Origin of the sequence: Diaphorobacter ruginosibacter (assembly GCF_014395975.1) — a bacterium.
GTDB classification, from domain to species: Bacteria; Pseudomonadota; Gammaproteobacteria; order Burkholderiales; family Burkholderiaceae_C; genus Diaphorobacter_A; species Diaphorobacter_A ruginosibacter.
On record NZ_CP060714.1, the window covers coordinates 4,318,664 to 4,338,091 of the forward strand.

The 19,428-nt window shown below is 65.0% G+C and carries 16 protein-coding genes and 1 riboswitch; of the genes, 6 read left to right on the plus strand and 10 right to left on the minus strand.

The genetic code is table 11. The features are described from left to right. Positions 1-362: 362 nt before the first annotated feature. Together tldD and rodA are read right to left on the minus strand one after the other, a co-directional pair. Positions 363-1,823 (minus strand): metalloprotease TldD, encoded by a 1,461-nt coding sequence (gene tldD, locus H9K76_RS19585; RefSeq protein WP_187596960.1) that lies wholly within the window; start codon positions 1,821-1,823, stop codon positions 363-365. 72 nt (positions 1,824-1,895) lie between these two features. Beyond that, positions 1,896-3,068, minus strand: coding sequence for a rod shape-determining protein RodA (rodA, locus tag H9K76_RS19590; RefSeq protein ID WP_187596961.1), 1,173 nt, complete (start codon positions 3,066-3,068; stop codon positions 1,896-1,898). A gap of 121 nt (positions 3,069-3,189) precedes the next feature. Here rodA and H9K76_RS19595 point away from each other — a divergent pair, with 121 nt between their 5' ends. Further along, positions 3,190-3,774: a YqiA/YcfP family alpha/beta fold hydrolase gene (locus H9K76_RS19595; RefSeq protein ID WP_187596962.1), complete on the plus strand. Its 585-nt coding sequence runs from the start codon at positions 3,190-3,192 to the stop codon at positions 3,772-3,774. A 51-nt stretch (positions 3,775-3,825) separates the two neighbouring features. Here the strand turns inward: H9K76_RS19595 and H9K76_RS19600 are convergent, their stop codons facing one another. Then, positions 3,826-5,460 (minus strand): PglL family O-oligosaccharyltransferase, encoded by a 1,635-nt coding sequence (locus H9K76_RS19600; protein WP_187596963.1) that lies wholly within the window; start codon positions 5,458-5,460, stop codon positions 3,826-3,828. Between the two features lie 183 nt (positions 5,461-5,643). On the opposite strand from H9K76_RS19600, the gene H9K76_RS19605 reads away from it, so the two are divergent. From H9K76_RS19605 to mtgA, 4 genes are all read left to right on the plus strand, one after another. Beyond that, positions 5,644-7,752, plus strand: coding sequence for a ribonuclease catalytic domain-containing protein (locus H9K76_RS19605; protein ID WP_187596964.1), 2,109 nt, complete (start codon positions 5,644-5,646; stop codon positions 7,750-7,752). Next, the gene (locus H9K76_RS19610; protein ID WP_187596965.1) at positions 7,749-8,609 is read left to right on the plus strand and encodes an energy transducer TonB; all 861 of its coding nucleotides are present in this window, start codon (positions 7,749-7,751) and stop codon (positions 8,607-8,609) included. The genes H9K76_RS19605 and H9K76_RS19610 overlap by 4 nt, the downstream gene beginning before the upstream one ends. A 72-nt stretch (positions 8,610-8,681) precedes the next feature. Further along, positions 8,682-9,557, plus strand: coding sequence for a shikimate dehydrogenase (gene aroE, locus H9K76_RS19615; RefSeq protein ID WP_187596966.1), 876 nt, complete (start codon positions 8,682-8,684; stop codon positions 9,555-9,557). Between the two features lie 44 nt (positions 9,558-9,601). Further along, a complete protein-coding gene (gene mtgA, locus H9K76_RS19620; protein WP_187596967.1) occupies positions 9,602-10,348 on the plus strand; it encodes a monofunctional biosynthetic peptidoglycan transglycosylase in 747 nt (248 codons plus the stop codon). A gap of 17 nt (positions 10,349-10,365) precedes the next feature. On the opposite strand, the gene H9K76_RS19625 is transcribed toward mtgA, so the two are convergent. Then, the gene (locus tag H9K76_RS19625) at positions 10,366-11,190 is read right to left on the minus strand and encodes a helix-turn-helix domain-containing protein (RefSeq protein ID WP_187596968.1); all 825 of its coding nucleotides are present in this window, start codon (positions 11,188-11,190) and stop codon (positions 10,366-10,368) included. A 297-nt stretch (positions 11,191-11,487) separates the two neighbouring features. Between H9K76_RS19625 and ruvC the strand changes: the two genes are divergently transcribed. Beyond that, complete coding sequence (gene ruvC, locus H9K76_RS19630; protein WP_187596969.1) at positions 11,488-12,036, plus strand: crossover junction endodeoxyribonuclease RuvC; 549 nt, start codon at positions 11,488-11,490, stop codon at positions 12,034-12,036. Positions 12,037-12,617: 581 nt separating this feature from the next. Here ruvC and H9K76_RS19635 read toward each other — a convergent pair. The 6 genes from H9K76_RS19635 to ftsA all read right to left on the minus strand — a co-directional run bounded on the left by H9K76_RS19635 (position 12,618) and on the right by ftsA (position 19,425). Then, positions 12,618-13,052 (minus strand): RcnB family protein, encoded by a 435-nt coding sequence (locus tag H9K76_RS19635; protein WP_187596970.1) that lies wholly within the window; start codon positions 13,050-13,052, stop codon positions 12,618-12,620. Positions 13,053-13,247: 195 nt separating this feature from the next. Continuing rightward, positions 13,248-15,095, minus strand: a complete 1,848-nt coding sequence (gene thiC, locus H9K76_RS19640) for a phosphomethylpyrimidine synthase ThiC (RefSeq protein WP_187596971.1) — start codon at positions 15,093-15,095, stop codon at positions 13,248-13,250. A gap of 113 nt (positions 15,096-15,208) precedes the next feature. After that, positions 15,209-15,317: riboswitch (TPP riboswitch) on the minus strand. Between the two features lie 75 nt (positions 15,318-15,392). Continuing rightward, on the minus strand, positions 15,393-15,569 hold the full coding sequence (locus tag H9K76_RS19645) for a hypothetical protein (protein ID WP_187596972.1): 177 nt from the start codon (positions 15,567-15,569) through the stop codon (positions 15,393-15,395). 52 nt (positions 15,570-15,621) lie between these two features. Next, the gene (gene lpxC / locus H9K76_RS19650) at positions 15,622-16,545 is read right to left on the minus strand and encodes a UDP-3-O-acyl-N-acetylglucosamine deacetylase (protein ID WP_187596973.1); all 924 of its coding nucleotides are present in this window, start codon (positions 16,543-16,545) and stop codon (positions 15,622-15,624) included. Between the two features lie 261 nt (positions 16,546-16,806). Beyond that, complete coding sequence (gene ftsZ / locus H9K76_RS19655; RefSeq protein WP_187596974.1) at positions 16,807-18,030, minus strand: cell division protein FtsZ; 1,224 nt, start codon at positions 18,028-18,030, stop codon at positions 16,807-16,809. 165 nt (positions 18,031-18,195) lie between these two features. Further along, positions 18,196-19,425, minus strand: a complete 1,230-nt coding sequence (gene ftsA, locus H9K76_RS19660) for a cell division protein FtsA (RefSeq protein WP_187596975.1) — start codon at positions 19,423-19,425, stop codon at positions 18,196-18,198. Positions 19,426-19,428: the final 3 nt, after the last annotated feature.

Sequence of the window (19,428 nt, forward strand, 5' to 3'; positions counted from 1 at the left end):
CGGCGGGGCAGTAACTTTTTGGTCTTGCCCAAAAAGTCACCAAAAATGCGCTTGGCATACGGGGTCACGCGGTAAAACTCACTGCGCGCTACGCGCTCCGTTCAGACAGCCACCGCGAGTCAGTCTGGAAGAGGAATTTTCGGCACGTCGCTGCGCTCGTGCTTTGGGCTTCGTTGGAATTGGATTGAGTGGTATCTGCCCACTACTCGTTTTTTGGACGCGCCCTTTGAAACTGGCGTGGCCTGATGCGCAGGCAGCCGTGCAAGGGCCGCCCCGCCGCACCGGCTGCGTCCCCCTTCCCGAACTGCGCAGCAGTTCGAGAGAAGGGGGAAGGCGCGCAGCGCCTCAGGGGGTTGTTCTGGTCACGCCGTGCCCCCCACGGTCAGGCCCTCGATGCGCATGGTCGGCTGACCCACGCCCACGGGGACGCTCTGGCCTTCCTTGCCGCAGGTGCCGACGCCCGAATCGAGCTTCATGTCGTTGCCGATCATGCTGACCTTCTTGAGCGACTCGGGGCCGCTGCCCACGATGGTGGCGCCCTTCACGGGATACAGGATCTTGCCGTTCTCCACCCAGTAGGCCTCGCTCGCGGAGAACACGAACTTGCCGCTGGTGATGTCCACCTGGCCACCACCGAAATTGGTCGCATACAGGCCCTTCTTGATGGAGGCGACGATTTCCTGCGGGTCCTTGTCGCCACCCAGCATGTAGGTATTGGTCATGCGCGGCATCGGAATATGCGCGTAGCTCTCGCGTCGGCCGTTGCCCGTGGGCCTGGTCTTCATCAGGCGCGCATTCATCGCATCCTGGATGTAGCCCTTGAGGATGCCGTCCTCGATCAGCACGTTCTTCTGCGTGGCATGGCCTTCGTCGTCGACATTGAGCGAGCCGCGGCGGTCGGCGATGGTGCCGTCGTCCAGCACGGTGACGCCCTTGGCGGCCACGCGCTCGCCGATGCGGCCGCTGAATGCGCTCGATCCCTTGCGGTTGAAATCGCCCTCCAGGCCGTGCCCGACCGCTTCGTGCAACAGCACGCCGGGCCAGCCGGGGCCGAGCACCACGGTCATCTCGCCGGCAGGTGCAGGACGCGATTCGAGATTGACAAGCGCCGCATTCACGGCTTCGCTCACGTATTGGTGGACCAGTTCGTCATCGAAGTAGGCCAGGCCGAAGCGACCGCCGCCGCCGGCCGAGCCGACCTCGCGGCGCCCGTTCTGTTCTGCGATCACGGTGATCGACATGCGCACCAGCGGGCGCACGTCGGCCGCCAGCGTGCCATCCGCACGCGCGACCAGCACCACGTCGTATTCGCCGGCCAGGCCCGCCATGACCTGGACCACGCGCGGGTCCTTGGAGCGGGCCAGCTTCTCGGCGCGCTCAAGCAACTGCACCTTGGCCGTGCTGTCCATGGTCGCGATGGGGTCGAGTTCGGGATACAGCGAGCGGCTTTGGGCAATCTTGCGGGCACCCACCCGGGTGCGGGCCGACTTGGCAACCGAGGCGATCGAGCGCACGGTGCGTGCCGCGTCGAGCAGCGAGGCTTCGGAAATATCGTCGGAATAGGCAAAGGCCGTCTTCTCGCCGCTCACCGCACGGACGCCGACGCCCTGGTCGATGCTGAACGAGCCGGTCTTGACGATGCCCTCCTCCAGGCTCCAGCCCTCGCTGCGCGTGTACTGGAAGTACAGGTCGGCATCGTCCACCTGGTGCGCGCGGATTTCCGCCAGCGCACGGGCCAGATGGGACTCATCAAGGCCGAACGGCTCCAGCAGCAGCTGCCGGGCGATGGCCAAACGTTCAATGGTGGGTTCGCGGGAGATCATTCGCCCATTTTAGGCAGAGCCTCATCTCCCTGCTGCAACATGTGCGTAAGAGCGCTGTAGCGACCTGGGCGGCTATGCCGCCTCCTGCGGCGCCTGCGACGGCTGGTTCTGGGCCCGCGCGACCGACATCAGCACGCCGAGCGCAAGGCCCAGCGTGACCATCGCCGTACCGCCGTAGCTCACGAACGGCAGAGGCACGCCCACGACCGGCAGGATGCCGCTGACCATGCCCATGTTCACGAAGGCGTAGGTGAAGAAGATCATCGACACCGCGCCGGCCATCAGCCGCCCGAACAGCGTGGTCGCGCCCACCGCGATGGCCAGGCCGCGCCACACCAGCAGCAGGAAGCTCACGATCAGCGCAATATTGCCCACCAGCCCGAACTCTTCGGAGAAGGCGGCGAAGATGAAATCGGTCGTACGTTCGGGAATGAATTCCAGGTGCGTCTGCGTGCCCGCCATGAAGCCCTTGCCCCAGACGCCGCCCGAGCCGATCGCGATCATGCCCTGGATGATGTGAAACCCCTTGCCCAGCGGGTCGCGCGTGGGGTCGAGCAGCGTGCAGATGCGCTGCTGCTGGTAGTCGTGCAGCACGGGCCAGCGCACCCCGTCCGCGCACAGTTGCGGCTCGAACCAGACGATCAGCACGATGCCGATGGCACCGATCACCATCGGCGGAATCACCAGCCGCCATGGCAGTCCCGCGAAGAAGATCACAGAGAGCCCTGCCGCCATCACCAGCAGCGAGGTGCCCAGGTCGGGCTGCTTCATGATCAGCCCCACGGGGATCATCAGCAGCACCCCGGCCACCACGAAATCCAGCGCGCGCAGCTGCCCTTCGCGCTTCTGGAACCACCATGCCAGCATCAGCGGCGTCGCGATCTTGAGCAGTTCGCTGGGCTGGATCACCACACCCACGTTGATCCAGCGCTGTGCTCCTTTCTTGGTGATGCCGAACAACGCTACCGCCACCAGCAGCGCCACCCCCAAGGTGTAGAGCGGCACGGCCAGCGCCATGAGCTTCTGGGGCGGCACCTGCGAGACGCAGAAGAGGATGCCCGCCGCCAGCAGGATGTTGCGGCCATGGTCGGTAAACCGCGTCCCGTGGTCATAGCCCGACGAATACATCGCCGTGAGCCCGATCGAGGTGAGCACCAACAGCAGGAAAATGAGCGGCCAGTCGAACCCGCGCAACATGGGCAGGATGCGCTGCAGAACGGTGGGTTTGTCGAAAACGGCGGACATGGGCGGCGATTATCCCCGCGCGGCGCACAACCCTGCGCACGAGGTGCAGAATCGGGCACCAAGACATCGAACTCGACAGCGCTCTCGACGACGCTCTCTCCTCTTCTGTTCCTTTCTTCCCATGGCAACGACGCATCTGCTCTATCTGCACGGATTCCGTTCATCCCCCCAGTCCGCCAAGGCGCAGCTGACCGCAGCCGCCGTGAAGCGGGATCATCCCGACGTGCACTTCTGGTGCCCCCAGTTGCCGCCGTCTCCCCGGGATGCGATGGCGATGGTGGCGAGCGCCACCAGCCACTGGCCGCGCGCGACAACCGCCGTGATCGGCTCGTCTCTGGGAGGCTTTTATGCGAGCTGGTTTGCGCAGCACCAAACCTGCCGCAGCGTGATGCTCAACCCCGCGGTGAATCCCGCACGCGACCTGCAGCGGCACATCGGCGAGCAGACCGCGTGGCACAACCCGAACGAGCATTTCTATTTCCAGCCCCACTTCGTCGATGAGCTCAAGGCCCTGGACGTACGCCACCTGCCGCCCGCCGCACCCGAAATGGCCGTCATCGCCAAGGGTGACGAACTGCTGGACTGGCGCGAGATGGTGGAGCGCTATCCGCACGCCGAGCTGCACGTGCTGGAGGGCGGCGACCACGCACTGAGCAGCTTCGCCTCGCAGGTGGGCGACGTGATCCGCTTCTGCGACCTGGTGTGACGGGAGGGCGCGCGCGCCCTCCTTTTGCGTCCTCTTGCTTCGCGACTGAACTCAGGACCCCGCGACGCCGGAGCCCTCGGGTGTGGCCTGGCTCGCACTGCTGCCGGCCTGGGATGCCGCCGACGCCTTCTGCTTTTGCTGCTCTTGCTGTTCCCGGAACGTCTTGCTCGCATCGGGATAGGCCCGCTCGAGCAGCTGGGTCTGCTCCTGCACGTCAGCCTGGAGGCCCAGCAACTGCGCGCTGGTGATCAACTTCGTGATCACGCGCGGCTCGGGCGAATAGTGCAGCAGGCGCCGCGCCATCGCATGCATCTGCACGGCGTTCTGCTCGTTCACCGTCGTGGTGGTGAGCCAGGCGAACTCGGCCGGGTTGACGAAGAAGCCGGTGGTCTGGCTCACCTCGCGCGCGGTCAGGTCGCGCCACTGGGCGAGGCGATGCGGAGGATCGATGTACAGCTGCGCCATGCGGCGGAAATCGTTGCCGATGATGAACGCTCCCGCCAGCCACGCCACACAGGCCGTGAGCAGCGCCACCTGCACCCGGATCACCGTCCGCGGCCTCGGCTGTGCCTCGCCGCGCGGCAGCAGGAGAATGGCAATGGACAGCACCGCCACCAGTTGGAACGGACCGTACCAGAGCGGGAACTCCAGCATGCTGTGCATGCCGATGAGGGCCAGCACCCCCCATGCCAGCTGGCGCACGGGGTCGGTCTCGCGCCAGGGCTTGCCGCGCCACACGGCCCAGATCACCAGAACGCAGAAGGCGCCTGCCGCGGGCAGGCCCAGCTCGACGGCCAGGTGCAGCGGCAGGTTGTGGGCATTGTCGAGCAGCACGCAGAAGCGCTCGCCCGGGAAAAGCGTGCTGTAGTGCGCGTAGTCGAGCTCGCCCCAGCCCCATCCGAGCCATGGCCGCTGCTCGATCAGGTACAGCATGTTCGACCACAGCGTCAGCCGGCTGGTGCAGCGATGCGAGGTGTCTGCCACGCGCATGAACAGGCCATCCATCTGCACGCCGGTCCAGCGCAGAAGCAGCTCGGGCAACAGCCAGGCCGACAGCAGATAGGCCAGCAGCCCGGCCACGCCCATGAGCAGCGCCAGCCGCCCCACACTGGCGCGCCAGAACCACAGCAGCACGACCAGCGCCAGCCACTCCACGGCACCGGTGCGCGACGCCGTCACGCCACTGCCCATGGACAGCAGCACCAGGACCCATGGCGCCGCGGCCGCCAGAATCGACAGCAAGGGTCCCCAGCGCGGACGCAGCGGGCGCGCGTTCGGCGAAAGCAAGGCGGGCAGCCACAGCAACAGTGCCAAGGCGCTCATCAGGATGAGCGTGGCCTGCTGGTTGCGCTGGCGCAGGTTGCCGATGGCCTGCCCCAGTGTGGACTGGTAGATCCATGGCGACAGCCCCGCATCGCCCTTGAAGAACTGGATCAGCCCGATCACCGATGCCAGCGCACCGGCCAGGATCAGGCCCCAGCACAGGCAGCGCCCCAGGTCCTCGCGCAGTTCGGCCGGGCGATCGACGCGCGTGATGCAGAGCATGACGATCAGCCAGCCGCACATGGCGCTTGCCACCAATGGCCAGAAATTGGTCATCGGCGAGCGCGTGTAGGCGAAGAGAAATGGAACCGCCACGGCCAGACTTTGGGTGGCCAGGGCAAGAACGTGAGTGACTGCTTTCATTTGGGCACGCAGGCTCGTGCGCAATGCGACAAGCCCTGCATCATAGACGGGCAAGCGGCCTTCGGGCGCATGCGTCGCCCCTGGGTGATTCCCGGGCTAATCCCTTCGTTAAATCCTGCCGTTAAATCCTTTGGTTCTCACGGCCCACCTGGGGGAGACGGCGCGCCATGGGAAAATAGCGCCATGCATGCACTATTCGAAGAAGCCGGCAAGTTTCAGGCCGGCCGCATCCTCTCTGAAGCGGAAAGCTCGGCCCAGATCGAGCTGGACTCTGGAAAACGCGTCAAGGTCAAGGCCGCCAACATCCTGCTGAAGTTCGAGAAGCCCTCGCCCGCCGAGCTGCTCGCCAAGGCGCGTGAGCTGGCGGCCGCGATCGAGCTCGACCTCGCCTGGGAATTCGCTCCCGAGGACGAGTTCGGATTCGCCGACCTGGCACGCGACTATTTCTCCGAATCCGCATCGCTCACCGAGCAGGCCGCCGCGCTGCTGGCGCTCCATGAGGCTCCGCACTATTTCCGTCGCGCGGGCAAGGGCCGCTTCAAGAAGGCGCCGGCCGAGATCCTGCAGCAGGCGCTGGCCGCCATCGAGAAGAAGAAGCAGATCGCCGCACAGATCACCGCCTGGGCGGACGAACTTGCCGCGGGCACCTGCCCGCAGCCGATCCGCGACCAGCTCTACAGAATCCTGTTCAAGCCCGACAAGAACGCTCCCGAGTACAAGGCCGTCGTCGAAGCCAGCCGCGCCACGCACAAGGCGCCGCTGGACCTGCTGCAGGCCGCGGGCGCGATCGACTCGGCCTACCAGTTCCACTGGAAGCGTTTCCTGTTCGAGAACTTCCCCAAGGGAACCGGCTTCCCGCCGCTCACCGCGCCTCAGCCCCCGCAGGATCTGCCGCTGGCGAACGTGCAGGCCTATTCCATCGATGATTCGGCCACCACCGAGATCGACGATGCGCTCTCGGTGCAGGGCCTGGGCTCCGGCACCGTGACGCTGGGCATCCACATCGCGGCGCCCGGCCTTGCCATCGACCCGGGCTCGGCCATCGACCACGTGGGGCGTGCACGCCTGTCCACGGTCTACATGCCGGGCTACAAGATCACGATGCTGCCCGACGAGGTCGTGCAGATCTACACGCTCGACGAAGGCCGCGCCAATCCGGCCGTCTCGCTGTATGTGACCATCAACGAGGAGACGCTGGAGATCACCGGCACCGAAACCCGGCTCGAGCGCGTGCCGGTCGCCGTCAACCTGCGCCACGACCGGCTCGACCACATCGTGACCGAGGAATGGCTGGGCGATGCCTCCCTCACCGTCGAAGGAACGCCGCAGGAGCTGCTTGATCGCCGCGCCGAACTCTCGTTCCTGTACCGCCTGGCCCGCCAGCTCAAGGCGCAGCGCGAGGTGGTGCGCGGCAAGCCCGAAACCTTCAACCGCCCCGACTACACCTTCCGCCTGGAAGGCAACGGCGGCGCCGAACCGAACGGCAGCGAAACCGTGAGCATCACCACGCGCAAGCGCGGCGCGCCGCTGGACCTGATCGTCGCCGAGGCAGCCATCGTCGCCAACAGCACCTGGGGCCAGCTGCTTGCCGATCACAACGTGCCCGGCATCTACCGTAGCCAGTACAGCCTCGCGCCCGGCGTGAAGGTGCGCATGGGCACCAAGGCTCAGCCCCATGCCGGGATCGGCGTGAAGTGCTACGCGTGGTCCACATCGCCGCTGCGCCGCTATGTCGACCTGGTCAACCAGTGGCAGATCATCGCGTGCGCGCGCCATGGCAAGACGGCCGCGCTCGCCGCACCGTTCAAGCCGAAGGACGCGGACCTGTTCTCGATCATCTCGAGCTTCGATGCGGCCTACAGCGCCTACAACGGCTACCAGGCCGGCATGGAGCGCTTCTGGACGCTGAAGTACCTGGAGCAGAACCAGATCACCGAAATCGAGGCCACCGTCATCAAGGACAACGGCGCCGGCAACATGCTTGTGCGCGCCGATACGCTGCCACTGGTGATCTCCGTGCTCGGCGCGCAGAACCTGCCGCGCGGCGCGCGCGCGCTGGTGAGGCTGGGCGAGATCGATGAGATCACGCTCGACATCCATGGCACGGTGCTGCAGCGCCTCGACGATCCGGACGATGCCGGCGACGACGGCGACGTCACCGAAGACGAGGACGATGACGACTCGGTGGCAGGCCCTATCGCGATCGCCGTGGATGTCAACGAAAACGATGCGGCAGATGCGCCACAAGGCAAGCCCAAAAGCGCCAACACCGAAGATAATCAGGCGCCGTGAAACTGCCTGCCTTCCTCCAGCGCTTCAGCGTCCTTCAACTGGCGCTCGGCGCCTCCATCCTGGTGCACGCCGCCGTCCTGTCGGTGCGCTTTGTCGACCCGGAAAGCTTCAATCGCGTGTTCGAGGACACGCCGCTCGAGGTCATCCTGGTCAATGCCAAATCCACCGAGGCGCCCGACAAGGCACAGGCCGTGGCGCAGTCCGCGCTGGCCGGCGGCGGCGAGGCCGCCAGCGGCCGCGCGACGAGCCCGCTGCCCTACTCGGCGCTCACCTCGATCGGCGACGACCTGGAAGAAGCACAGCGCAAGATGGATTCGATGATGGAGCAGCAGACCCAGCTGCTCGCCACGCTGCGCAAGGAACTCGCCAAGCTGCCTCCGCCCGATCCGCGCAAGCAGGCGCAGAGCGCCGACAACCAGGTGCAGGAGGAAAAGCGCAAGCAGCTCCTGAAGGTGCTTGCCGAGATCGAGAAGCGCATCAACGAGGAAAACGCGCGCCCCAAGAAACGCTACATCAGCCCCGCCACGCGCGAGGAGGTGTACGCCGTCTACTACGATGCGCTGCGCCGCAAGGTCGAGGACAAGGGCACCGAGAACTTCCCGGAAGCGGGCGGCAAGAAGCTCTACGGCGAGCTCATCATGATCATCACGGTGAACCACGACGGCCGCGTGCTCGACACCGAGGTCGCCCAGACCTCGGGCAACAAGCAGCTGGATCGCCGCGCCGAAGCCATCGCCACCGCCTCGGGCCCGTTCGGCCATTTCGGCCCCGCGATGCGCTCCAAGGCAGACCAGATCGCCGTGGTCTCGCGTTTCAAGTTCACGCGCGACCAGACCCTGGAAACCGACCTGCGCTGAGGGTGGTCCATGGTGCCTGCAGCCGGTGCAGCACCTGCCTCTCCTGAACGCGACGCATGAAAGAACAGCCACATGCAGGACAAGCAGCTCCACTACTGCGTGATGGGCAACCCCATCGCCCACAGCCGCTCGCCGGCCATCCACGCCCGTTTCGCCGCACTCACCGGCGAGCCCGTGCACTATGAGCGCATGCTCGTGCCGATCGAGGGCTTCGCCCAGGCCGTCAGGGAGTTCGCCGCCCGGGGCGGCAAGGGCTGCAACGTCACCGTTCCCTTCAAGCTCGAGGCGGCCGACTGCGCCGACGAGAAAAGCGAGCGCGTGCTGCTGGCAGGTGCCGCCAACACGCTGGTGCTGCATGCCGACGGACGCATCAGCGCGGACAACACCGATGGCCTGGGGCTTGTCGCCGACATCACCCGCAATGCGCGGGTGCCGCTCCAGGGCCGCGACGTGCTGCTGATCGGCGCGGGCGGCGCCGCCGCCGGGGTGCTCGGGCCGCTGCTGCGCGAGAAGCCGCGGCGCATCGTCATCGCCAACCGCACGGTGCAGAAGGCCCAGCACCTCGTGGACACGCATGCCGTCATCGCCCTGGACACCGGCACGCAGCTCGAGGCCAGTCCGCTGCTGGAGATCGCGGGCGATTTCGACATCGTCATCAACGGCAGCGCCAGCAGCCTCGCCGGTGCGGCGTCCCCCGTGCCGGCCCGCGTGCTGCGCAACGGGGCCCTCGCTTATGACATGATGTACGGGCCCGCCGCACAAGGGTTCCTCGACTGGGCCGCGCAGCATGGCGCCATCGCGCGCGATGGCCTGGGCATGCTGGTCGAGCAGGCGGCGGAGTCCTTCTCCATCTGGCGTGGCGTGCGGCCACCGGCGGCTCAGGTGCTGAATGAGCTACGTGCGGAAATCGACGCGGCGCAAGGCGCCCGGCCCTCAGGCAAGGCGTAAGGACCCGGGGCGGGCAACGCAAGTAACGCAACAAGGACATGGGCATGGGAACGGCATGGAAGGCAACCATCCGCTGGCTGGCGCTGCTGGTGCTGGCCTTCATTGCGCTGCAGCTGTTCTTCGTGCTGCGCATCGCGCTCATGGCAGTGCTCGATCCCGAATCCACGACCTTCCAGCGATCGCAGGCCTGGCAGCAGCTGGCATCGCAGGGAACGCTGCGCTGGAGGCAGGAATGGGTGCCCTACGAGCAGATCTCCCCGACCCTCAAGCGGGCCGTGATCGCCTCGGAAGACGATGGCTTTGCCAACCACGACGGCGTGGACTGGGCTGCCATCGAAAAGAACTGGGAGCGCAACAACCGGCTTGCCGAGCAGGCCGCGCAGCGCCAGGAAGCCCATCCCGACCGGCAGATCAAGCCGGTAAAGATCCGCGGGGGCTCCACAATCACCCAGCAGCTTGCCAAGAACCTGCTGCTCTCCGGCGAACGCAGCATGCTGCGCAAGGGGCAGGAGCTGATGCTGACCATGGTGCTGGAACAGTTCCTCAGCAAGCAGCGCATCCTGGAGATCTATCTCAACAACGTGGAATGGGGTGAAGGCGTCTTCGGTGCGCAAGCTGCGGCGCAGCGCTACTTCCGCAAGAACGCATCACAACTCAGCTCTGCCGAGGCCGCACGCCTTGCCGTGATGCTGCCCGCGCCCAAGCGCTTTGAAAAGCAGCCGCAGTCAGCCTACCTGAACGGCCGCACGCGCGTGATCATGGGCCGCATGGGGCGCACCGAACTGCCCTGAGCCGAGCGCGCCCAGGTTCAGGCCACGCGCGAGATCGGCTCCGCGCGCGCGGGCGCAAAACCCTCGCTGGAACCCGCCGCGCGCAGCACGGGTGCGAGGGCCTCGCCGATCCGCTGGGCCGTTCCCAGCACGGTGGGCACCGCGCGCTTGAGCATGCGCTCATCCATCTGGCGCGCAAAGGTCGTGTAGACCAGCACCCCCCGCAGCATGCCCGCGCTGAACACCGGCACGGCCAGCGCGGCACTCTCCGAGCGGTGATGGCCGTAGCGCACGGCAAACCCCTGCCGGCGCGTCTCGCGGATCATGCGGCGCATGGCACGCAGGTCGGTCAGGCGCGGGCCATCGTCTTCGCGGCTGTTCATCTCTTCGATCAGGATGCGACGCTCGACCGGCCCGCAGAACGACAGGTAGGCGCGCCCCGAGGCCGACTCGGTCAACTCATAGCGTCGGCCGACGCTGGATGGACGGATCGCATAGGGGCTGTAGGGCATGGTGCAGTACACCACGCGAATCTGGTGGTGGTCGATCACGCCCAGCGACAGCGGCCATTTGATCGCATGCGTGGTGCTCACCATGATGGGCGCCGCGAGCTCGGCCAGCTGCATCTGCGTGGTCACGCCGCAGCTCAGGTTGCCGACTGCCTGGGTGAGCTGATAGTGGCCGTAGACATGCGGATCGGTGCGCACATACTTCTCGGATTCGAGCGTGCTGAGCAGGCGGTGCAGTGTCGACTTGGCAAGGCCCGTGCGCTGGTGCAACTCCTGCAACGTCCAGCTCACGCGCTCGTTCATCACCCGGAGAATCTGCAGCGCGCGCTGCACGGAACGGACTTCGGTGCTCATGAGTTCTTTCATCGGCCAATCCGGCGGACCACCACCTCGCACCGTCCCGGATCGCCTGTTATGGTGACAGCAGCCACGGCAAGCGTGGCCATCACCTCATTTCATCAAACAAGGAGTTCGCCCTCTTGTCTCCAGACGGCTTGGCTCCATTCCGGCTACAGTCTAGAAGTTTGCGAAAACTTTTGTTGGACAATTCTTGATGTTCCGTCTATCGGAATCTTTGAACTTTCCACACATTCTATGAGCCAAATGCAAGCCAGTTGCAAGGCTCATACCCCAAGACAGGAAGCACAGCGCGTGAGAATTCTGGGAATCGACCCTGGACTGCAGACCACCGGATTCGGGGTCGTGGACGTCGACGGCCATCGACTGGGCTACGTGGGCAGCGGCACCATCCGGACCACCGCGCTCGCACGCGGCGACCTGCCGGGACGCCTGAAGGTGCTGTTCGAGGGCGTCACCGAGGTCGTCAAGCGCTACCAACCCGACCAGGCCACGGTGGAGATCGTGTTCGTGAACGTGAACCCGCAATCGACCCTGTTGCTGGGCCAGGCCCGTGGCGCAGCCCTGGCCGCGCTGGTCTCGCAGGACCTGCCCGTGGCCGAGTACACCGCCCTGCAGATGAAAAAAGCCATGGTCGGCCACGGCCGCGCCGCCAAGAGCCAGGTGCAGGAGATGGTGCGCAGGCTCCTTCAACTCCCCGGCCTGCCCGGCACCGACGCGGCCGACGCCCTGGGTCTGGCGATCACGCATGCCCATGCGGGCATGGCGATGGCCAGGGTGAACGAAGTGGCTCAGTTGCAGCGCAAGCAGCATGCGATGTACAGGGCTGGACGAAGTTATTAAGAGGCATCCCCCTGAGGCGCTGCGCGCCTTCCCCCTTCTCTCGAATTGCTGCGCAATTCGGGAAGGGGGACGCAGCCCTCGCTGCGGGACGGCCCTTGCTCGGCTGCCCTCGCCTTGGGGTGCGCCGGTTTTACAGGCCGCGCTCGAGGTTTTATGGCATCTCCCTGAGGCGCTGCGCGCCTTCCCCCTTCTCTCGAATTGCTACGCAATTCGGGAAGGGGGACGCAGCCGGTGCGGCGGGGCGGCCCTTGCACGGCTGCCCGCGCATCAGGCCACGCCAGTTTCGAAGGGCGCGTCCAAAAAACGAGTAGCGGGCAAATACCACTCAACCCAATTCAACCGAAGCCCAAAGCACGAGCGCAGCGACGTGCCGAATACTCCTCCCCTTCAACTGACTCACGGCGGCTGTTTGAACGGAGTGACGAAGGAACGAAGAGAGTTCTGCCGTGGGTATTAAGACGCCTTTTTGGTGACTTTTTGCGCGCGCAAAAAGTTACTGCCCCGCCGGGGGCAGTCCCGGCCTCCACCCTCAAACAAGCAAGCAGAAGCCGAACCCCGACGACACAACATACCTCCTCTTATCAGTTGCTGAGAATCAGCGAGGCAATCACCCCGGTCGCAATCGCGACCAGCAGATAGTCCGACCCATACTGCACCCACTGATACCCCCGAGGCGGAGCAGTCAGGCGGTGCGTACGCCAGTCCTCCACCACATAGCTGCGCGTGCGATAGGCCGGCGGGATGCGGTCCCCGCGATGCCATCGATGATCCGGGCCTGCCCCTCGCGGATAGTGATCATTGCGCACATGGCCCGGGGGATTCGGGCGACGGTTGTCATGGCGGTCATAGCCGCGACGGTCATCATGGCCACGACGGTCGTGATCCCGGTGATCATTGCGCGTGATGTCCGGGCGGGCCGGCTGTGCGAAGGCCGTTCCCAGGGTGGTGACGCCCAGCACCAGCGCCACGGCAGCCGCCGTGAATGTCCTCGTCGCGATGCGAATCTTTGCAGTCATGTGAACCTCCTTGTGTTGGCAGGCAGGCAAGCAATACGGACATACGGGCGGAACACCCTGCAGCCGATGCCTTGCACACGATTCCATGTTGCATGAAAAAAGCCGCCTGCCAAGTCGGCAGGCGGCGGATTTACGTCAGCTTTGCTTTACGTTGCACGGCTTTGCCATTGCAAGAACCGTGGCTTCGCATCAGCGTCACGCCACGGGCTGGATCGGAATGTAGAGCTCGCCGCCGCCTTCACGGAACTCGCCGGCCTTCTCCTGCATGCCCTTGGCCGCGAACTCACGCACCTCCTGCGTGATCTTCATCGAGCAGAACTTCGGTCCGCACATCGAGCAGAAGTGCGCCACCTTGGCACTGTCCTTGGGCAGCGTCTCGTCGTGGAATTCGCGTGCGGTATCGGGGTCGAGACCCAGGTTGAACTGGTCTTCCCAGCGGAAATCGAAGCGCGCCTGGCTGAGCGCATCATCGCGCGAGCGCGAGCCCGGATGTCCCTTGGCCACATCGGCCGCGTGCGCCGCGATCTTGTAGGCGATGATGCCCTGCTTCACGTCGTCGCGGTCGGGCAGGCCCAGGTGCTCCTTGGGCGTCACGTAGCACAGCATCGCGGTACCGAACCAGCCGATCATCGCAGCGCCGATGGCCGAGGCGATGTGGTCGTAGCCCGGTGCGATGTCGATCGTCAGGGGGCCCAGGGTGTAGAACGGCGCCTCGTTGCAGTGCTTGAGCTGCTCGGTCATGTTCGACTGGATCATGTGCATGGGCACGTGGCCGGGGCCTTCGATCATGGTCTGCACGTCATGCTTCCAGGCGATCTGCGTGAGTTCGCCCAGCGTGTGCAGCTCGGCGAACTGTGCCTCGTCGTTCGCATCGGATGCGCAGCCGGGACGCAGGCCGTCGCCGAGCGAGAAGCTCACGTCGTACTGTTTCATGATGTCGCAGATGTCCTCGAAATGCTCGTACAGGAAGCTTTCGCGGTGATGCGCCATGCACCACTTGGCCATGATCGAGCCGCCGCGCGAGACGATGCCGGTGCGGCGCTGCGCGGTGAGGTGGATATAGGCCAGGCGCACGCCAGCATGGATCGTGAAATAGTCCACGCCCTGCTCGGCCTGCTCAACCAGGGTGTCGCGGAAGATTTCCCAGGTCAGGTCCTCGGCGATGCCGCCCACCTTCTCCAGCGCCTGGTAGATCGGCACGGTGCCGATCGGCACCGGCGAGTTGCGCACGATCCAGTCGCGCGTGGTGTGGATGTTCTTGCCGGTCGAGAGGTCCATCACATTGTCGGCGCCCCAGCGGATCGCCCACACCAGCTTTTCCACTTCTTCCTCGATGCTCGAGGTCACCGCGGAGTTGCCGATGTTGGCGTTGATCTTCACCAGGAAGTTGCGGCCGATCGCCATTGGCTCGACCTCGGGGTGGTTGATGTTGGCGGGAATGATCGCGCGGCCGCGAGCCACCTCGTCACGCACGAACTCGGGGGTGATGATCCGGGGAATGTTCGCACCCATGGGATTGCCGGCCAGGCGCTGCTCGCGCGCAGTGTCCTGCATGTATTGCTGCATCCACTCGCGGCGGCCGTTTTCGCGAATCGCCACGTATTCCATTTCGGGAGTGATGATGCCGCGCTTGGCGTAGTGCATCTGCGTCACGTTGGCACCGCTTTTCGCGCGGCGCGGCTGGCGCTGCAGCGCGGCCGCTTCGGCACGCAGCTGGTCGAGGCGGATGTCGTCGGCGTCGCCCTTGCGGCCATCGTCAAGCGCCACGCGCAGGCGGCCCGCATAGTATTCGCTGTCGCCACGCGCATCGATCCAGCTGCCGCGCACGCTGGGCAGGCCCTGGCGCACGTCGATCCCCACCTTCGGGTCGGTGTAGGGACCCGAGGTGTCATAGACGCTCACCGTCTCGCCATTGGTCAGCGCGATGTCGCGCACGGGCACGCGCACGTCGGGCTGGCTGCCGATCAGGTAGTTCTTGGTGGAAGCAGGAAAGGGTTCGCGTGTGAGCGAAAGCAGGTGGGAAAACTTGTCGATGGCGTTCATGGCGGCACTCCTTGGATTTCTCGAATGGAATGCTCCGCAATCGGCCGGACCGGGCACATGGACTTGTGGCATCACAAACCATTGCCTGCATGCGTGCGACATGGCACCCATGCAGATCCAACTGCAGCTCTTCTTACGCTGGTACTAACCAGATCAAGTTCGCGGTTCCAGTGGTCAAGTCCACCGTCTCAGCACGCCATACGTGCACCCCGGAGCAAGCGCGAGTATAGGTGCAAAGCGGGGAAATGCAATCACTGATTGCGAAAAATCAAACCGCCCGTCTCAAAAACCGGATTTTCAGACAATGCGTTCGAGGAACAGCACGGCAAAGAACACCAACGCCGCGATCAGGGTCCACTTGATGATGATGAAGCCATAGCGCTTGTACTGCTGCTGTCCCGTGGCCGCATAGAAGCCGAAGCACAGGGCCGCGGCCACCACCAGGAACATGACGAGGGCACGGAAGATCAGCATGCGCAACTCAATGGCAGTGACAACGGCAAGGGCGCTGGCGGCAGGTGCCTGTTCACCATGCGTGCGCGGGCATCGCGAAGCCCGCGGGCGCCTGGCGCTCGCTGTCGAAGGTGGCGATCTCCCAGCAATCCTCGTGCGCAAGCAGTTCGCGCAGCAGCAGATTGTTGAGGCCATGGCCCGAGCGGAAGGCGCTGTAGGCCGCCAGCAACGGCTTGCCGACCACGTACAGGTCGCCGATGGCGTCGAGGATCTTGTGCTTCACGAACTCGTCGTCGTAGCGCAGGCCGTCGGAATTGAGGACCTTGTAGTCGTCCATCACGATCGCGTTGTCGAGGCCGCCCCCGAGCGCGAGGCCGTTGGCGCGCATCATCTCCACGTCCTTCGTAAAGCCGAAGGTGCGCGCCCGGGCGATGTCGCGGGTGTAGTTGCCCGCGCCCATGTCGAACTCGACGCACTGGCCGGTGGAGTCGACCGCGGGGTGTGCAAAATCGATCTCGAAGCGCAGCTTGAAGCCGTGGTACGGATCGAGACGCGCCCATTTGAGGTTGGCGCCCTCGCCCTGCCGGATCTCGACGGGCTTGGTGATGCGGATGAATTTCTTGGGAGCGTTCTGCTTCTCGACACCCGCGCTTTGCAGCAGGAACACGAACGACGCGGAAGACCCGTCCAGAATGGGCACTTCCTCGGCCGTGATGTCGATGTACAGGTTGTCGATGCCGAGGCCGGCGCAGGCCGACATCAGATGCTCCACGGTATGGACCTTGGCACCGCCCACGCCGATCGTCGACGCCATGCGCGTATCGACGATCGCCAGCGCATTCACGGGAATGTCCACGGGCTCGGGAAGATCCACCCGCCGGAACACGATGCCGGTATCGGGCTGTGCCGGACGCAACGTCAACTCGACCCTCTGGCCGCTGTGCAGACCCACGCCCACGGCGCGTGTCAGAGTCTTGATGGTACGTTGCTGAAGCATCATTCGATTGTAGGTGAACAGGTGTAACCCGGCTGAAGCAATCTCTCTATTTCCCCAATAGAGAATCTCCTTGCGCTACGAAATCGGAAGCAAAAAAACAAAAGCCGGAAGCAAAAAAAAGAGGAAGCGGTCGCCCGCTCCCTCCACTCTTCTCTGTTTAACCGAACGTAGCTCATATTCAACGTTTCACGGGCGCCGCGCGCTGACACGGCGCTCGTGAAACGGGTGCCCCTGCACGCGGCAAGGGCGTCGCGCCGGACCTCAGTCCGCCTGCTTGCGCAGGAAGGCGGGGATTTCCAGCTCCTCCATGCCGCCCGAGGACAGGGCATCCACGCGCGCTGTCGCATGGGTGCGGTTGGTGCGCCACACGCTCGGCACCGACATGTTGTCGTAGCCGGGCTGTGCAGCACCACCGCTGATGCCTCCCGATGCAGTCACGCCGCCAACAGCCATGGTGTAGGGCAGGTTGTCGGTGCCGGTGCGCAGGCCGCCCTGCACCACCGAAATCGGCTGGCGACGTGCGTTGGCACGCGACAGGCCGGTGGCCACCACCGTCACGCGGATGTCGTCGCCCAGCGACTCGTCGTAGGCCGCACCGAAGATCACGTGCGCATCCTGCGACGCGTAGGCGTTGATGGTGTTCATGGCCAGGCGCGACTCGGACAGCTTGAGGCTGCCCTTGCTTGCCGTGACCAGGACCAGCACGCCCTTGGCGCCCGACAGGTCGATGCCTTCCAGCAGCGGGCAGGCAATCGCCTGCTCGGCAGCGATGCGCGCGCGGTCGGGGCCGCTCGCGGTGGCCGTGCCCATCATCGCCTTGCCCGGCTCGCCCATCACGGTGCGCACGTCTTCGAAGTCGACGTTCACCTGGCCGTACTCGTTGATGATTTCGGCAATGCCGCCCACGGCGTTCTTGAGAACGTCATTGGCATGCGCGAACGCTTCGTCCTGCGTGATTTCGTCGCCCAGCACGTCGAGCAGCTTTTCGTTGAGCACAACGATCAGCGAGTCGACATTGGCCTCGAGCTCGGTCAGGCCTTCGTCGGCATTCTTCATGCGACGGCCGCCTTCCCAGTCGAATGGCTTGGTCACCACGCCGACGGTGAGAATGCCCATGTCCTTGGCAACGCGTGCGATCACGGGAGCCGCACCGGTGCCGGTGCCGCCGCCCATGCCCGCCGTGATGAACAGCATGTGAGCACCCTGGATGGCCTGGCGGATATCCTCGACGGCCTGCTCGGCGGCTTCCTTGCCCTTGTCGGGCTTGCTGCCCGCGCCCAGGCCGCTGCCGCCCAGCTGGATGGTGCGATGTGCGCTGCTGCGTGTCAGAGCCTGTGCATCCGTGTTGGCGCAAACAAACTCCACACCTTGCACGCTGCGGGAAATCATGTGTTCAACGGCATTTCCGCCGCCGCCGCCCACACCGATCACCTTGATCTGCGTGCCCTGGTTGAACTCTTCGGACTCGATCATTTCGATGGTCATGTTGGTGCTCCTAACGCTAGTTCTTCAAATGCAATTGCCAAATATGAATGGGATTTCTCGTCGGTGATGTTCCTCGATGGTGGAGGTCCCGTGCTTCGCCATCGGTCGCGAACGAACGGGGACGGTGGTCCCGCGCGTGCAAGCCAGAGAAGATGCTCCGTCATTTCAAAAGTTCCCCACGATGAAGTCCTTGAAACGACCGAACGCTGTTTTCACAGAGCCACTCTTGGCCGCGACCTTGAATCCACGCAGGCGTGCGAGCCGCGCTTCCTCCAAAAGCCCCATGACAGTCGCCGCGCGAGGCTGGGCGATCATGTCGGACAGGGCACTTGAATACTTCGGGATGCCGCGTCGCACCGGCTTGAGGAAGATGTCCTCGCCCAGTTCGACCATGCCCGGCATCACCGCGCTGCCACCCGTCAGCACGATGCCAGACGACAGCACTTCCTCAAACCCGGACTCGCGTATCACTTGTTGCACGAGTGAAAAAATTTCTTCGACGCGCGGCTCGATCACGCCGGCCAGCGCCTGCTTGGAGAGCATGCGCGGGCCGCGGTCGCCCAGACCCGGCACCTCGACCTGCGCGTCCGGATCGGCCAGCAGCTGCTTGGCATAGCCGCTCTCGACCTTGATGTCCTCGGCGTCCTTGGTCGGCGTGCGCAGCGCCATCGCGATGTCGCTGGTGATGAGGTCGCCGGCGATCGGGATGACGGCCGTGTGACGGATCGCGCCGCCGGTGAAGATGGCCACGTCCGTCGTGCCCGCACCGATGTCGACCACGGCCACGCCGAGCTCGCGCTCGTCGTCGGTCAGCACGGCCTGGCTGCTGGCGAGCGGATTGAGCATGAGCTGCTCGACCTCCAGGCCGCAGCGGCGCACGCACTTGATGATGTTCTCGGCGGCGCTCTGCGCGCCGGTCACGATGTGGATCTTGGCTTCGAGACGGATGCCGCTCATGCCGATGGGCTCCTTCACGTCCTGCCCGTCGATCACGAACTCCTGCGGCTCGACCAGCAGCAGCCGCTGGTCGCTCGAGATGTTGATGGCCTTGGCGGTTTCCACCACGCGTGCGACGTCGGTGGGCGAGACCTCCTTGTCCTTCACGGCCACCATGCCGCTCGAGTTGAGGCCCCGGATGTGGCTGCCGGTGATGCCGGTGTAGACGCGCTGGATCTTGCAGTCGGCCATCAGCTCGGCCTCCTTCAGGGCCTGCTGGATGCTCTGCACGGTCGCGTCGATATTGACCACCACGCCACGCTTGAGGCCGTTGCTCGGCGCGATGCCCAGGCCCGCGAGCTTGAGGTTGCCGTCCGGCATCACCTCGGCCACGACGGCCATCACCTTGGCTGTTCCAATGTCCAGCCCGACAACCACATCTTTGTATTCTCTTGCCATAAA

Excerpts from the sequence above, each read along its gene's own strand:
- H9K76_RS19625 (WP_187596968.1), bottom strand. The coding sequence starts at position 11,190 with ATGAGCACCGAAGTCCGTTCCGTGCAGCGCGCGCTGCAGATTCTCCGG.
- ftsA (WP_187596975.1), bottom strand. The coding sequence starts at position 19,425 with ATGGCAAGAGAATACAAAGATGTGGTTGTCGGGCTGGACATTGGAACA.
- rodA (WP_187596961.1), bottom strand. The coding sequence starts at position 3,068 with ATGTCCGCCGTTTTCGACAAACCCACCGTTCTGCAGCGCATCCTGCCC.
- H9K76_RS19605 (WP_187596964.1), top strand. The coding sequence starts at position 5,644 with ATGCATGCACTATTCGAAGAAGCCGGCAAGTTTCAGGCCGGCCGCATC.
- aroE (WP_187596966.1), top strand. The coding sequence starts at position 8,682 with ATGCAGGACAAGCAGCTCCACTACTGCGTGATGGGCAACCCCATCGCC.
- H9K76_RS19600 (WP_187596963.1), bottom strand. The coding sequence starts at position 5,460 with ATGAAAGCAGTCACTCACGTTCTTGCCCTGGCCACCCAAAGTCTGGCC.
- tldD (WP_187596960.1), bottom strand. The coding sequence starts at position 1,823 with ATGATCTCCCGCGAACCCACCATTGAACGTTTGGCCATCGCCCGGCAG.
- ftsZ (WP_187596974.1), bottom strand. The coding sequence starts at position 18,030 with ATGACCATCGAAATGATCGAGTCCGAAGAGTTCAACCAGGGCACGCAG.
- H9K76_RS19635 (WP_187596970.1), bottom strand. The coding sequence starts at position 13,052 with ATGACTGCAAAGATTCGCATCGCGACGAGGACATTCACGGCGGCTGCC.
- lpxC (WP_187596973.1), bottom strand. The coding sequence starts at position 16,545 with ATGCTTCAGCAACGTACCATCAAGACTCTGACACGCGCCGTGGGCGTG.
- H9K76_RS19595 (WP_187596962.1), top strand. The coding sequence starts at position 3,190 with ATGGCAACGACGCATCTGCTCTATCTGCACGGATTCCGTTCATCCCCC.
- H9K76_RS19645 (WP_187596972.1), bottom strand. The coding sequence starts at position 15,569 with ATGCTGATCTTCCGTGCCCTCGTCATGTTCCTGGTGGTGGCCGCGGCC.
- thiC (WP_187596971.1), bottom strand. The coding sequence starts at position 15,095 with ATGAACGCCATCGACAAGTTTTCCCACCTGCTTTCGCTCACACGCGAA.
- mtgA (WP_187596967.1), top strand. The coding sequence starts at position 9,602 with ATGGGAACGGCATGGAAGGCAACCATCCGCTGGCTGGCGCTGCTGGTG.